Source organism: Clostridium drakei (assembly GCF_000633595.2).
GTDB lineage: Bacteria > Bacillota > Clostridia > Clostridiales > Clostridiaceae > Clostridium_AM > Clostridium_AM drakei.
This window is the reverse complement of record NZ_JIBU02000048.1, coordinates 120,106-135,436: the sequence shown is the minus strand read 5'-3', so window position 1 is coordinate 135,436 and position 15,331 is coordinate 120,106. Positions and strand designations below refer to the sequence as shown.

Sequence of the window (15,331 nt, the reverse complement as noted above, 5' to 3'; positions counted from 1 at the left end):
CAACTTTATAAGCGCTTCTTCTCTCAAGTTAATAGCTTTTCTGTAATTTATACCACATTCAGCTGTTGCTTTATTAAAGTAATTCCTTTAATAAACACAGATTGATTTTTAACCAATTATTACTTTTGCGTTTTTCTTTAATTCATTAATACAAACATAAATTGATATTTACATTATTCAGCCTTAAATTGGAATTTGTCATAGTAAATACGAAATCAAATCCTTGTAATAGACTAAATTTACCTCCTACCTAAGGCTGTTAGTAAAAAAATATAATGTGTTTTGTAAGGCATAAGCATAGTAGAATGTGTTTCTACCATTATTTTGAAATTATCAAGTGAAACATATGATACCTCTTTTACTTCATTATCGTAGAAAGAGTAATCCTCTAAAAGAATATCCTTTCTATAAAGAAACACATCATCTATTTCATTTTCAATATATCCATCAACCTCACCATACTCTCGACACGAAAAGAGATACTGGAGTTTATCTATTTCTAAATCAATACCAAGTTCTTCTTTTCCCTCTCGTATAGCTGCTTCTAAAGATGTTTCACCGGCTTGGATATGCCCTGAAAATGAAATATCCATCATATTTGGGAACATAACTTGACTATTTCGGGTTTGTAGTAGTATCTCATCATTAGAATTAACAATCCATACACAGACACCTTTATGAATAAGTCCTTTTTTATGAGACTCGTACTTTTCCTCGATCTTACCACATTTTTGACCTAGTTCATCATAAATATCGATCATTTCCATATAATACAGTCCACCCACAAATTTACTATTTATAATTCTAAACCTTAAATTTGAATTTATTGCTTAGCTTTTATACCCCTTTGCAATAATTTTTTTCAAATCTTCTTTTAAATTATTGCTTTTGTACTCTCCACCATGGAAACATATAATTTTTTCAATATCCAGATTAAGAATTTTCTTTAGTGAATTTATTTCTGCCACTTTATCTAACACAAATTGTTCATCAGCAATACATAATACACCATCTTCTAAAACTAACATATCTCCACTTATTAAGGTTTTCATTGATTCAATATAAATAGAGATGTGTCCTGGCATATGCCCTGATGTTTCAATAACTTTTACTCCATTACAGATAATTTCATTATCTCTTACTTCTAAAGCAGAATCCAAATATTCTATACTTTTTATCATTTGTATAAATCCAGCATCTGCCCCCAATTTTTCTGCCTGTTCTAACCTAAGTGATTTCTTTTTTCCTAGAACATATGGAATTTGCTCTGCAGAACACTTCACTTTTACAGAAGGATATTTTTTTACAATTTCCTTTACTGCTCCCATATGGTCATGGTCATGGTGAGTTAAAATAACTTGTTGAAGCTTTCTGATATCTAACCCTTTTTTCTCAAAAGCTTTTTCTATTATTGGCAAAAACATAGGAAATCCTGTGTCAATTAAAATTAAATCATCATTATTTTTAATTACAACTGGATAAATATAAAATTTCATTTCTCCCCTTTTAAACAATAATTGTAACGTTATTAGTTCAGTCATTTTATTTTCTCCTTTTTAAGCAAATTACTATTTATTTTTTAGTAAATTATAACATACTTACAAATATCAAACTTTACTTTATTGCAATAAAAAATAAAGTGTATCCATCTTAAATTCTCAATAGCTACACTTTATCTTTGAAATGTGACTCAAAAACATCGCAAAATCCAAGTTTTAATAATGCAGTGTTTAGATAAATTGTTCGTTTTTTCAGTTGTTACGCTAAATATGAAAAATACATCTCTTCTCATATTATGATTTTTAAATGATTCTGCTTATTATCTACTCTAATTAAAAATAACACCATTATTTGCTTCAACAAAATCACTTATAGCATTTGCAATCCTGTATATTTGCCCATAATCTAAAATATCTGGTGTATCTGTAGGTTTATGAACTAATTTTTCTATACCTTCTTGTACAATAAAAACATTAGGTATACTTGCTCTTTGAAAACTCATGTGATCACCCGAACCTTTTACCGCAGTATCACCAAATCCAATATTGTCTTTTTTCAAAGTAACTTTTATAGAATTATATAGCTTACCAGATATTTTACTTTTATCCTTTAAAGCAAGATTAGTTCCTCCTTTTTTACCACCTATACAATCTATGTTGATATTATACATGTTACTGTACACAGATTTCGATTTAATGTCGTTAACAAAGGCTCTACTTCCTGATAAAGCTTCTTCTTCTCCATTAAAAGCACACAGAACTATATCCATATCAAATGGTTTCTCTTTGGAATATTCCTTTAATGTGTGAGCTATTTTAATTAAGGCTGACATACCAGAAGCATCGTCTAATGCTCCTCTAATAATCTTTCCATCTTCGTATCCTACATGATCAAAATGCGCTGATATAAATACTGCATCTTTACTATCCTTACCTTTTATAACTCCTATAACATTATGAACTCCTTTATTTTCTGATTTATCATTTTTATCAATTACACCATATTTTTTATATACTTCTTGTGCATAGGGTTCATAATAGCTGTCTCCAAATAATGAAGTTAACCCAATATCTTTAAAAGTCTTACTAATATATTCTCCAGCCTTCTCATTTCCCTTTGAGACAACTAACCTACCTTCAAATTCATCTGAACACAAAGTATTAACTGTTTCTTCAATAGTTGGAATCTTTACAGGAGCTTGAACTTGAACTAATTGTTCGTTACTTTTAGTTTCTTCTTTAGTATTTTGCTTAGATACCCCATAAGAGCAGGATGAAAAAGCCAAAGATATAGCTATAATAGTACCTAATTTTAATATGAGTTTCATGGTAAATCCTCCTAAATAGTTCATGACTATAATTCTTTATTACTATCACTATAGCTATTCAAAAATCCTGAAGAATATTCTTTATAAATAAAACTAATACCTTTGCTTAAAAGCTGTTTCATACTAAAGTTAAAGTTATTACATAATAATTTATGATTGTGATTTAATAGATATAAAAATTGTACCCCATTTTTTCATGTATTTTCACGGTTATATAAAAAGTATAGGTGTCTTTAACACTGCATTATTCCATTTTCAAAGATCATCGTTCGTATTTCAATTTTCAGCATTTACGTCGCATTTTTTCAAACTACGAAAGCTAAGTTATATATTTTTTCTACTGAAATACAATTAAGGAAGCATTTCTTACTGATAAATGATATTCTGATCAATTGTCAAAACATATGTTTAAAAGGACTAATATTTATAAGGTTGCATCGTAATATTTTTAACCTCTGAAAGTTGAATTATTTATACTATTGCTGCCTTAAAATATTTATTAAATCATAGAAATAATATTTTTTATTTCTGCTCTTGCCATCTGAATAAATAATTTGCTTTTCTTCTAACTTATTCAAATACACTCCTAACGTACTACTTGGTATATCAACCATTTCTAATATCCTTTTCTTATTAAATATAGGTAGTTTAAACATTACATTAACTATATCTATTAATTTGTTTGAATTTATTATTTTTCTGCTCTCATCTATAGTTATATTATATAATTCATCTATCTTCTCAATTAATTTTATATTTTGATTTGCTTGATTTATAATAGCAGTTATGAAAAACTTTATCCATGTATTCCATCTTTGTGATGCTAACATTTTGCATTTATCATCCTCATTACAAACTTCAATTCTTATATCATTTAACAACTTATAATACTTAAACTTATCTTTTTCTAAGCTTTCACTTATAAAGAAATTTGGTGAATCAATAACACCCTTATCAAATAAATATAATGGTATAAGTATTCTTCCTATTCTTCCATTACCATCTAAAAATGGATGTATAGTTTCAAATTGAGCATGGATAATTGCTATTCTTATTAAATCATGTAAATTGTCCTTAGGTTCATTTATGTATTTTTCTAAATTACTCATATATTCAGGAACAAGCTGTGGTTCTGGTGGTATATACGAAGCAGTTTGAATTGTACATCCTTCTGGTCCTATAAAATTTCGAATTCTTCTAAATTCACCAGGATTTCTATTTTTTCCTCTTACATCACCAGATAATAATATTTCATGCATTTCCCTAATTAATCTTGTTGATATAGGTATTCTTCCTATCAAACCTTCACCAACTCTTAAGGCTTCAGAATAATTTAATACTTCTTGAATATCATTTGTTTTTTTATTTTCATCAGCTCCATATTCAAGCATGTCATCTAAAGTAACCTGAGTTCCTTCTATTTTAGTTGATTGTATTGCTTCTTGTAATGTTATAGGTGTTAATAACAATTCTGGATCTATTTTAGATCTATTTAATAACACCTGATATACTCCAACTAATTTGTTTGCTTCTAATAATTCATTAATAAATTCATTAATGTTAATTAAATTATCTATGGGTGATTTGAAAGGCTCATATGCTTTTGCCATATTCTCCACTCCAATATAAATTTCTTGATTTTTATTATATACTATATATATTATAATATTTGCAACAAAAATAAACCTTTTTTGTTGTAAAATTTAAATTTCATCTTTTTAAAACAGTATTTATTAAAAGACTGGTAATTAACTCACCAGTCTACTCAAATTAAACATAGCTGTAATTTCATCAATACCTTTATTTTTATACTTGTTTAAAGTTTTTTCAAATTACTCATAAATTATTTAAGCATTTTCTCACTTAATAGCCTTTCTATAATTTATACCACATTCAGCTGCTGCTTTTTTAAAGTAATGGCTTTAATACACAAGGATTGTCTTTTTTTCAGTTGTATCACTAAATTAAGAAGTTTTAGAAACTATCTAGCATTTCCTTAACGGATTTAACTGCTAACTCAAGATTATAAGCTTTTATGCCTACCATATTAATAGAAATATTATTTTTACATAATTCATCCTTTAATAGTTTGATAAACACTCCATTTTCATTAGTTTCTATGCCTTCTGCCCATGCTGTTTCTATACCACAGGTAGGAGAACCATTAATCCCTATAAGTCCAATTACTTCAAAGTTATGTTTTTGGTATTCTTTAATCTGATAAACAATATTATTAGCAATTTTTTTGCATAATGCTTGTGAGTTATCTTCAGACATACGTTCAAATACTCGAGAATCCTCTGACTCAACAGTAGGCTTTGTTGATTTATCTACTTCTCTATCGAGTCCTAAATAAAGCATTTCAGGACAAGGCATCTGTATTATACCAACTCCATTATTTATCAAAATCTCTGCTACCTCCTTAATAGCACCAAGATAATGAGCACATTGATCTATTTTAGCATTTTGATTTAATACACAATGTGCAACAAGAACAACTTTTTTGCCTCTCTTATCATTAAACATAATACTTCATTCCTTTCTTCATACGCTAGATTTCTCTGATCTTATAAAATAAGTCAACATAATTGAGGTTTAATTAATAAGAAAATTATACCACAATATTCTATATTTTTTATTAATTTCACAAAAAACATTCTATATTTTTATTGATTTTTCAAAAATTGCATAAATCCTAACACCACATTATTCGATTTTCAAAAATCATCGTTCGTAGTTCCATTTTCAGCACTTACATCGCATAAATTTCATAATGCAAAGCAAAGCTTCACAAGTTAAGAATTAATAATGAAGAGTTAATAGTAAAGGATGATTTTTAGCTATCGCAAAAACACCACATAATTCAACTTTGAATAATGCAGTGTTTTTGAAAATTGTTCGTTTTTTCAGTTGTTGTGTCAAATATAAATATTGTAAATTAATTAGGTAATCTTTTAAATAGGTAATGCAAAAATAAACTTGCTACTGCTAACTTATATTTTTTCTCAATGGAAATAGAATTGGTGTCGTTCATAAAATTTTGAACATCCTCTAATTTAAGTTTTGCACATATCGCTAAAGTTTCATATTTAATTTCAAACTCACCTATTAGTATATCTATTACTCCTTTAATTCTGTCATCTTCACTTATCATCAATACCCCATCAGATAACATAGGAATTATATTTAATAAATATGTAGGGTTTGAGGTATTTGAATTATTATTCTCATTAAAATTCTTTAAATTTATAAAAAAGTCGAAGAAAATATTTTTTCCATCCATAAACTCTTTTAACAATATGTCATCTATTCCAGTTATTTTGCTCAAAGATTTTAGTTCAATTTTATAGTTTTTCATTAGATTCTGTATATCTTTCCTAATAATATCATCAATTTGATTTAGATTCTTACTTACACTTTGTCTTATAATTTCAATATCCATATATTTTCACCTTAACTTTCATAATATATTACAATTGTTCATAGATAAAAGAAAAACTAAAATTTATTATCTTTGTCTTCCTTATCCTCTAATTTATTTAAAATAACATCTATATATTTATATTTATACATTTATATTGTATTTACAACTAATAAGTGTATTATTAGAAAATTTTAATAAAAATGGACAAATTTAAATATTAAGTTTATATATTTGAAATATGCTTAATTAAAACTTTATTTTAAATCTACATTGTGTTTTTTAATCTATTAAGAACTCTCTCATGACAAAAATAGTTCCCATAGCACTTATAATTATTCCAATAAGAATGAAGCTCCATGACATTATGGTAAGTATAAAATAAGGATTTATAGAGATAATAAACATTGTTGATAAATATGGATTTACTTGTTTATATATATAACTGTATAATAAATAAATTATTATTACTGCTAAAATTGAACCTAAAAATCCATTTATCACTTCTTCAAGAATAAATGACCATCTTATAAACCAATCTGTTGCACCAATATACTGCATTATACCAATCTCACTACGTCTTGGGTATATAGCAATCTTTATTGTATTTTTAATTAAGAAAAATGATACTACTATAAACATAATAAGAAGTATTGCTCCTACCAATTCACCTATTTTAGAAAGTGCTAAAATTCTTCTTGGAACACTTTGTCCACCTTTAATTTTATTTATACCTTGTAATCCATTAATTTGAGAAATTATTTTTGGTATATCATCTGGTCCATTTGCTTTAATTATATATGATACTGATGTAGTAAAATTATTTTCAAGAGTAATATCAATTGCACCATTTATCTTCTTTATTTTATTATATATTTTTTGCTGTTCTTCAGCTTTTATATTATCTTTTAAAGTTACCTGCACTTCAAACTCAGAATATATTCCAATCATTCCTGCTTTAACATTTAACATGAATAATAAGAATAATTCTAAAATAAATAATGTTAAGGTAACTGTGACAATGGAAGAAACACTATTATTAGCATTTCTTCTAATACTTTTTAAAGCATTTATTAAAAATAAATTTAAATTACTAATCTTCATAAATTATTAATACCTCTTTTTCCGCCTTATCCTAACATTTGATTTAATCAACTGTAATCTTTAACTTTTATAACGATATTATGTTTATCAGCAAAATGTTTAACAATATCTATAGTTCTTTTATATGGACTCGACAAAACTATTTCTATGTTTTTATCAAAAAGATAATTTGTAACAAGTTCACGATCAGCCAAGCTTGTGGTAATTGACTTTATCTTATTACAAATACAAAAATTGAAAATCCAAAAATAATTATCGCAGCACATAAACTAATTTTAGCAACCGATTTATTTTTCTTCCAATTCTGAATGGTCTGAATTACCATTAACACACCCAACAGTGGCTCAAATACATTTATTGCAGTTTTCCAAACACCTAAAATCTGCATACATACCAATATTATTATGCTTATAGAACAAATACTGCTAAGTATATACAGCACTTTCTCATCTGTTTGTTTTTGATCCCATCTACCTATCACTTTTTTAATTGTACCTCCTATATATTCCAATTTACAGCTTACAATTTAAAACGATTGTTTAATACCATATATTATTATTATAAATAATTTATGAATCATAATTCTAGTAGTTATGTAAATAAAATCAATCTTATTTACATATTGGTTGTCTTGTCTTAAAACCCTTAACCATAGTATAACTATGTGGTATGTTACTGTGAACTATCAAATTTTTAGTTTAGATTGTTTCTCTTATATTTTATTACTTTTCCATTGTCCATTACTAATTAACTTACCAACCTACTCAAATTAAACATAGATGTAATCTCATCAATACCTCTATTTTTATACTTATTTAAAGTTTTTTCACTAATTGAACATTTTTGACATACATTACTCCATGAAAGCTTTTCCATAAATATTTTCTTTATAACTTCTCTAATCTTCGGTTCTAATCTTTCTATACAATAATTCAATCTTGTAATCTCAAACTCTGCAGCCTTCATCATCTTATAAATTTCTTGTCTGCTTTCCTTATTCATTCTCTTTGCAACCTCATTATATACTAAAGCTATCTTACAGGTTTTATCTGAAATATTACTTGTTATAACTCTATCACCACTTGCTGATGAAAAATTAAGAACTTCTATAACTTCCTCTGATTCTAAATCCTTAAATGCTTTGTACTCAAACTTTAATTGATCTATATCTTTCAATATTTCATTATAATTTTTCAAAAGATACTCCACATATTCTCTAGTTTCCACACTCTCATCCCCCAATCTCTAACTTTATTTTTTAACGCAACTTTCACAGTTTTTTCAAATTACTCATAAATTATTTAAGCATTTTCTCACTTAATAGCCTTTCTATAATTTATACCACATCCAGCTACTGCTTTTTTAAAGTAATGGCTTTAATACAAAAGGATTGTCTTTTAACCAATTATTATTTTTGCTTTGGACAATCTTATCGGATGTGACCCTGGAGGAATACTCCATTACTGCAGCTAATAAATTTGCCCAAAGCTTTCTTAACTTTAATAAACAAACCTCAATAATATAATTTCTTTTAGGCTCTACTAATTAATGGGAAGAAAATTTAAAATTTACAATAAGTACACTTTATATTTGTTATGCGACGCAAAAACACCGCAAAATTCAAAATTGAATAATGCAGTGTTCATAAAAATTATTCGCTTTTTCAATTATTTCGTTAAATAAGAATATAGCAAATCAACTTTTCATGGATATTTTCTCTAATTTATTCAAAAACTCAACTTAGCTATTCTCTATCATCTATTCTGAATGGGAAGTGGTGCCTTAATGTATTTTTTCGCTTCCTCATATTTATCAGGAGGTATTGGTATTATTAGTCTCTTTATATCCTTCACATTCAAATACCGTTTATTAGAGTATTTATCTGAATATCTAGCAGGAACTGCATATTCAATTTCAATATTGCCATTCCTTATTTGCTTTTTCATCAATTCTTTTTTTAATGGAATATCTAAATTGAAAATCTCTCCGTTTATAATAATAGTGCCTCCCATCAAGATAACGTTGCGGTTTGTGAATAATATATGGTCAATCATACTTATTTTATTTCTAATCATTACTGGTATAAAATATATAAGAAAACTTGCAACTGCAATTAATATATAAACTACAATACGCTTTGTATCTTTAATGTTTGTTAAAAAATATAGCAAAAAAGCAATAAATACAACAACACTAAAATATACTGCGGCTTTTTTAAAAGACTTAACTTCAATCCTAGTATTTACTTTATAATTATTATTAATAAAACTTGTCCATTCACCTCTTGAATAATGCCATTCACCATAATGCTTTTCTTTATAATAAACCTTATCATATCTTACTGCCTTAACTATATGATAAATAGAGACTGCTATACATGGAATTATAGCTAATATGATAAAGGTAACGATAATGACAAGAATTATATCACCAACACTTATGTTCCTTATATCTCCAGTTAGTAAGTGATATTTTCTTACAAAAAATATTACTAGTACCATCATTGCAGTATAAAAAAAGTATAATATAGAAATTCTAATCTCTCTTAAGTTTATCAATTAATCACCACCATAGTCTTTATTAAATACCTTTATAAATGAAATAATCGAGTTAACTTTGTTAAAAAATATTTTACAACTGCGATTTAATTAACATGAAAATTATACCATAACATCTATACATTTTCATTACTATATAGAAAGATAGGAATTTTTAACACTGCATTATTCCATTTTCAAAGACCATCGTTCGTATTTCTTTCTTCAGCATTTACATCGTATTTATTTCACTTTACGAATTAAAGTTCATTATAAACTTTCTCTCCTACAGACTTTTCTAATACATATTCAACGCCTTGTCTACTTAACCAAAAGTATATGCAACCATTATTAGGTTCTTTTTTACTCTTAATCGCCAATCCTTTGTCCACAAGTTCATTCCAATCTTTATCACCTGGACAAGTACAAAAATAATTTCTATATGGTTTTTTCTTGTAGTCTAATCCTATACAGTGCTTCATTAGTTCTAATTGATATGGAGTTACTTCAATCCACAGATTTTTATATAATCATGAAAATGTTTCAGCTTTTTCTTTTGTATTAATCATTGGATATCTACCAACTAAATATTCTTTTTCAAAATTATAATGGTGATTATCTACACCATATATAGGTGGTGATGTCCAATAACTATTTTGCCCATGAGTTCCTATCAAAACAGTTATTATATAGCCTCTATTTCTTTGTTCTTTAATAACCTTCAATTCAATCACTCCTTCACATACTTTTCATATTGTGAAGCAACTTTTAAAATATAGACCCCTCTACCAAATGGTATCCACATATCCATAAAACTCCTTCTCTATTACCCTTACCCCTATATAAATATAAGGTATATACCTATTTCTATATTTCACATATCTCTATATAATAATAATAAGGATATATAGGATACCAATAAGCCCAAATTCCCTGTATTTACTAGCTTTCAGGCGTATCCTTAACCGTATCCATGCTGCATTTTATGGATACTATATTTTTCTTTAAGGATACGTTTTTATAAATGCTCTTTGCAATCCGTAGGTTTTTCCAAATTTAAGTTTTCCTGTTCCTTTACAATAAGGTTTCCATCCTTCAATTTTTCTTAAAATATCATTAATTTCTCTTGCTTGAACAGGTGTCATCTGTTTTGGATCTGCTTGAAAAAGCTCTACCCATATTTCCATAGCACATACCTTATCCCTTTGAATAGTACCTTCTTTAGCTTCTCCAAAATCAGTACCATGGATAAAAAGTCTGCGTGCTCCAATATCGAGATCTTTCCAGTTTTCAGGTAGCCTCCTATTAAGATATTCTCTAATTAAGCCTTCCTTAGAACTTTCTTCTGTATGCTGTGCTTGAACCTTAACAGCTTCTTTTTCTATATCGGGTGCAAGGAATAAATCCTCCCCATCCTCCCAAAGCTTCAAAGCTTCTGCCCATATTTGATCTATTTCATATTGATTCATTTCTTTCCATAAATTTTTATTAATTTTATTTATTCCTACAAGCACAGGCCAATAACGTCTATTTCCTGTCTTATCTCTTAAAAAATCATTATCATTAGTAGTTCCAAAAAATACACATTGCCTTGGAAATTTTGTTACACGCTTACCATATGCAACTCTGTAAATATCCTCTCTTTTAGATATAAAATGTTTTACAGCTTCCGTTTCTGCTCTTTTAGTAGCAGAAAGCTCTGCCATTTCAATAATCCATGCATCTTGAAGCTGTTCATAAGCTTCCTTTCCCTGCACTGTATGAAAAGAATCTGAATACCAATTTTTACCCAGCAAGCTTATAATATGACTTTTTCCTATTCCCTGTCTGCCAACTAAAACAAGCATATAATCAAACTTTATTCCAGGTACAAACACACGGGCAACTGCTGCAGCCACAGCTTTTCTTGTCACTGTTCTTGTATAAGAACTATCCTCTGCACCAAGATAATCAATAAACAAGGTCTCAACCCTCCTTGTCCCATCCCATACAGTTTCTTTAAGATAATCCCTTATTGGATGATATTTATTTTTTTCTTCCACAATTAAAAGTGCATCATCTATTTTTGTAGGTGAAGTTATTCCATATATTTTTTCACTGTAATACCTTAATGCAGCATCATCACTATCTTTCCAGGGATCACCCTCTTCTGTATTATTTAACTTATGCCAGGGAAGATTCCCTCTTATCATTGTTCTGTGTGAAAACTCATTTAAAGCTATTTTTTCTTTTAAATATGGATCATTTTCAAGAATTAAAACTAAATTATCTATGGTTGGTCTATAAAAACCTCTTTTATCAACCTCAAGAAGCTTCAACCATTCTGTGTCCATATGTTCTAAAGCTTCCATGTCTGTAAAATCTTCTTTTGCTGCTTTTAACCTTTCTTCTCCAATGGTGCTCTTTACTTCTTCATCCTTTCTACTAAAATCCATCATAGCTTCATAAGAAGGCAGCTTTCCGGCTGGTGTTCCTTCTTTAACATCTTCATCTAAATGTCCAAACTTATGAATTCTTACTAAATCAAAGGCATTGCAAAGTTTACCTGATACCGGGTCTGTTCCATGATGTGAATAAGCAAAATCACCCTTTTCATAAATAACTAAGCCTCCACTTGTTGAACCCTTTCCATAGGTATATCTATTTTTATCATCACAGGGTACATATATATCACTTAGAAACTTTTCAATGACATCCACTACAGAATAAGTTCTGCAAAATGCACCTACAATTCCATCTTTCTCCCTTGGATTTCCTTGTTTATCTGCTGACTTTTCTCTAATTTTTATGCTTCTTGAAGACTCAGGCCACAAAGAAACCTCCTGCCAATTTTCATATCTACTTAAAATATAATCAGGATTTAACCATGCTTCATCTTGATATTTAAAAATAAATTCTCCATCTTGTGATGTGGATGGCCAATACATAAGTCTTGAAGGTTCATAAGTTGTATCATCAAAATAGTCAATTCCTATATCCTCTGCAACTTTCCTTGCCACTGCTCCATATTCTTCAGAAGTTACAGTCCTGCTTAATGGAATAAGTAATCTGAATCTTGGTTTATCTTTACTGTGTTTATGGGTTGTATACATACAACATCCAAAATTAAATAGCATTTCTATAGTATCCCATAAGCCTTCTTGTCCATAATCAACATCTAAAGTAAGAATACTTCTGTTTAAAACAGCATCACCTTTTCTCCTGCTAGATCTTAAAGCTCCACCAACAAAACCACCCACATCTTTTATATCATCCTGCTCATTTTTAGGCAGCTTATTGTATTGTTCATAAGTTTCTGGTGTTCTTACGGTTTTACTTACCTTATCTAAAAATTCGGACCACTTCATCTCTTTATTTTTCCACTTTAATTCCTTACGATTTCTACCTACCGCAATTGTAATAACACCATCATTTTTCAATGTGCTCCACCTCCAAAATTCTCGTAGAAGAAACCTGAATGTCTGGTTAATCCTTCTTATAATAATCAGTTTCAAAACCATCAGCTTTTAATGGAAGTCCTTTTGCCCATTCAATAGGTTTACCCATGATTTCATTTACTTCCTTTAAAGAACCAAATCCATTTGGCACATCTAATATAACTTCATCATGAACATGAAACACTATTTTATAACCTGCCTTATCCAGCCTGAGCATTGCATAAGCTAGACAATCTCTGGCAATTGCTTGAACTATATTTTCTGTAAGTTTTCCTCCATAAGTGTTAAGTCTTCCCCAGGCTTTAGTTCCCTGCTCTATTCCTTCATAAGTAAGTTTTAGTTTATTGAACCTAAAATCCTTTTCAATTCTAGGTCTTACATAAGAAAGACTTCTCCCTGAAGGAAGCTTGATAAATAAAAACTCTTCACTTCCAAAAAACTCAAGTCCATACTGCATTTTCACTACTTTCTTTTCTGTTACTGCTTTTATTGCTGCATCCTCAATTTTTCTCCACAGCTTTACTATGTTAGAATTTGATTTTCTCCAAGCTGCAACAATGCCTGGAAGTTCCTCTTCCTTCAATCCCATCTTTACAGCTCCCATTGCTATAAGCGCACCTGTACTTCCTTGATAACCACAAGCAAGGGTTGCCACTTTTCCTTTCTGCCTTAATGAGTATTCCATATTACCTTTAACTATCTTTTCAATTGGCACCCCAAACATCCTGCTTGCTGCCATTTCATAAACTTTTCCACTGCCTTTAAAAGTATCTATAACCCATTTTTCTCCTGCAAGCCAAGCTATGACTCTAGCTTCAATGGCACTAAAGTCTGATACTATAAATCTTGAATTAAAAGCTGGAATAAAGGCTGTTCTTATAAGCTGAGATAAAACCTCCGGCACACTATAAAATAAAACCTCCAGCATTTCATAATTTCCTGATTTAAGAAGCATACGTGCAGCTTCTAAATTGTCCATAGTGTTTCTTGGCAAATTTTGAGCCTGAACTAATTTTCCTGACCATCTGCCAGTTCGATTTGCTCCATAAAATTTCAAAAGTCCCCTTACTCTTTCATCTTTGCACACAGCTCTTTCTATAGCTTCATATTTTTTTACTGAAGTCTTAGACAGCTCCTGCCTAAGCTTAAGCACTCTTTTAACCTTGCTATCTTCTACTTCTTTTAATAATTCTTTTACCTTTTCCTTTGATAAACTTTCAGCTTTTACCCCCTTAGTTTCAAGCCATGCTTTTAACTGCACCTGACTATTAGGATTTTCAAGACCTGTTAAAGCTGCAGCTTCTTCTTTTTTTTTACTTTGACAGGTTTTATCGCATTCTATGGCATTATGCACCAATACTTTATCTATCCTAACTCCACTATCATTTATTTTTTGATCCAAAGCCCAAAGTTCCCATTCCTTTTTTGTTACTGGATACTTTTCTAACTTCTTTCTTACAGCTCTTTCAACTTCCACATCCTGCTTACAATAAATTTTAAATACCTTCCATTTTTCTATATCATTCTGAGGTAAATTCCGCCTTCTTCCACCATTCACCTTAGTAGGTTTACAGGGCATAGAAAAGTACCTTATAAGAGCCTTTCCTTCATTCATTTTCTGCTGCTGCAAATTTAAACCTTTAGCAGCTCCTTCAAGACTTGCTCCAAAGCCTAAAGTTAATGCATGAACAGCGCTGCATCTCCACTGCTCCGGCGGCATAGGTTTATTTAAATATTTTGCTAGACAGGTTCTTTCAAAGTTAGCATTAAAAGCTGTTTTTATAAGCTCTGGACTAGTTAAATCTTCTATTATACTTTGTGGTAACTTTTCACCAAAAGCTAAATCTATAATATTTATTTCTTCATCATCATAAGCATAGGCAAATAATAATATTTCAAAATCTTCTGCCTCCGTATATGCATAAACTCCAGATTTTGTGATGTCAACACTTGAATAGGTTTCTATATCAATGGCCAGCAAATAATCATCTCCATATGATTAAAA

Annotated in this window: 14 protein-coding genes; all 14 read right to left on the bottom strand. The window is 29.1% G+C overall.

The window, feature by feature from the left end:
* Positions 1-239: 239 nt before the first annotated feature.
* The 14 genes from EG57_RS0220810 to EG57_RS0220750 all read right to left on the bottom strand — a co-directional run bounded on the left by EG57_RS0220810 (position 240) and on the right by EG57_RS0220750 (position 15,307).
* Positions 240-767 (bottom strand): NUDIX hydrolase, encoded by a 528-nt coding sequence (locus EG57_RS0220810; protein WP_032079015.1) that lies wholly within the window; start codon positions 765-767, stop codon positions 240-242.
* A 63-nt stretch (positions 768-830) separates the two neighbouring features.
* Positions 831-1,541 (bottom strand): MBL fold metallo-hydrolase, encoded by a 711-nt coding sequence (locus EG57_RS0220805; RefSeq protein ID WP_032079014.1) that lies wholly within the window; start codon positions 1,539-1,541, stop codon positions 831-833.
* Positions 1,542-1,828: 287 nt separating this feature from the next.
* Positions 1,829-2,827, bottom strand: coding sequence for a M28 family peptidase (locus tag EG57_RS0220800; RefSeq protein ID WP_032079013.1), 999 nt, complete (start codon positions 2,825-2,827; stop codon positions 1,829-1,831).
* 476 nt (positions 2,828-3,303) lie between these two features.
* On the bottom strand, positions 3,304-4,437 hold the full coding sequence (locus tag EG57_RS0220795) for a Fic family protein (RefSeq protein WP_032079012.1): 1,134 nt from the start codon (positions 4,435-4,437) through the stop codon (positions 3,304-3,306).
* Positions 4,438-4,801: 364 nt separating this feature from the next.
* The gene (locus tag EG57_RS0220790; RefSeq protein ID WP_032079011.1) at positions 4,802-5,353 is read right to left on the bottom strand and encodes a CD3072 family TudS-related putative desulfidase; all 552 of its coding nucleotides are present in this window, start codon (positions 5,351-5,353) and stop codon (positions 4,802-4,804) included.
* Positions 5,354-5,765: 412 nt separating this feature from the next.
* Positions 5,766-6,269, bottom strand: coding sequence for an HTH domain-containing protein (locus EG57_RS0220785; RefSeq protein WP_032079010.1), 504 nt, complete (start codon positions 6,267-6,269; stop codon positions 5,766-5,768).
* Positions 6,270-6,530: 261 nt separating this feature from the next.
* Positions 6,531-7,352, bottom strand: coding sequence for an FtsX-like permease family protein (locus tag EG57_RS0220780; RefSeq protein WP_032079009.1), 822 nt, complete (start codon positions 7,350-7,352; stop codon positions 6,531-6,533).
* 211 nt (positions 7,353-7,563) lie between these two features.
* Positions 7,564-7,833 (bottom strand): hypothetical protein, encoded by a 270-nt coding sequence (locus EG57_RS0220775; RefSeq protein WP_032079008.1) that lies wholly within the window; start codon positions 7,831-7,833, stop codon positions 7,564-7,566.
* A 266-nt stretch (positions 7,834-8,099) separates the two neighbouring features.
* Positions 8,100-8,579: a hypothetical protein gene (locus EG57_RS0220770; protein WP_032079007.1), complete on the bottom strand. Its 480-nt coding sequence runs from the start codon at positions 8,577-8,579 to the stop codon at positions 8,100-8,102.
* Positions 8,580-9,106: 527 nt separating this feature from the next.
* Positions 9,107-9,910 carry a hypothetical protein gene (locus EG57_RS0220765; RefSeq protein WP_032079006.1) on the bottom strand — a complete coding sequence of 268 codons (804 nt, stop codon included), beginning with the start codon at positions 9,908-9,910 and terminating at the stop codon, positions 9,107-9,109.
* Positions 9,911-10,149: 239 nt separating this feature from the next.
* Positions 10,150-10,371, bottom strand: coding sequence for a hypothetical protein (locus tag EG57_RS27120; protein WP_242859897.1), 222 nt, complete (start codon positions 10,369-10,371; stop codon positions 10,150-10,152).
* A gap of 48 nt (positions 10,372-10,419) precedes the next feature.
* Positions 10,420-10,614, bottom strand: a complete 195-nt coding sequence (locus tag EG57_RS27115; protein ID WP_242859896.1) for a hypothetical protein — start codon at positions 10,612-10,614, stop codon at positions 10,420-10,422.
* Between the two features lie 279 nt (positions 10,615-10,893).
* Entirely contained in the window at positions 10,894-13,308 is a 2,415-nt protein-coding gene (locus EG57_RS0220755; protein ID WP_032079005.1) for a virulence-associated E family protein, read from the bottom strand.
* 46 nt (positions 13,309-13,354) lie between these two features.
* Positions 13,355-15,307, bottom strand: a complete 1,953-nt coding sequence (locus EG57_RS0220750; protein WP_032079004.1) for a DNA polymerase — start codon at positions 15,305-15,307, stop codon at positions 13,355-13,357.
* Positions 15,308-15,331: the final 24 nt, after the last annotated feature.

Bases quoted from the DNA above. Each gene is read 5' to 3' on its own strand.
- EG57_RS0220810 (WP_032079015.1), bottom strand. From the start codon at position 767: ATGGAAATGATCGATATTTATGATGAACTAGGTCAAAAATGTGGTAAG.
- EG57_RS0220805 (WP_032079014.1), bottom strand. From the start codon at position 1,541: ATGACTGAACTAATAACGTTACAATTATTGTTTAAAAGGGGAGAAATG.
- EG57_RS0220800 (WP_032079013.1), bottom strand. From the start codon at position 2,827: ATGAAACTCATATTAAAATTAGGTACTATTATAGCTATATCTTTGGCT.
- EG57_RS0220795 (WP_032079012.1), bottom strand. From the start codon at position 4,437: ATGGCAAAAGCATATGAGCCTTTCAAATCACCCATAGATAATTTAATT.
- EG57_RS0220790 (WP_032079011.1), bottom strand. From the start codon at position 5,353: ATGTTTAATGATAAGAGAGGCAAAAAAGTTGTTCTTGTTGCACATTGT.
- EG57_RS0220785 (WP_032079010.1), bottom strand. From the start codon at position 6,269: ATGGATATTGAAATTATAAGACAAAGTGTAAGTAAGAATCTAAATCAA.
- EG57_RS0220780 (WP_032079009.1), bottom strand. From the start codon at position 7,352: ATGAAGATTAGTAATTTAAATTTATTTTTAATAAATGCTTTAAAAAGT.
- EG57_RS27120 (WP_242859897.1), bottom strand. From the start codon at position 10,371: ATGAAGCACTGTATAGGATTAGACTACAAGAAAAAACCATATAGAAAT.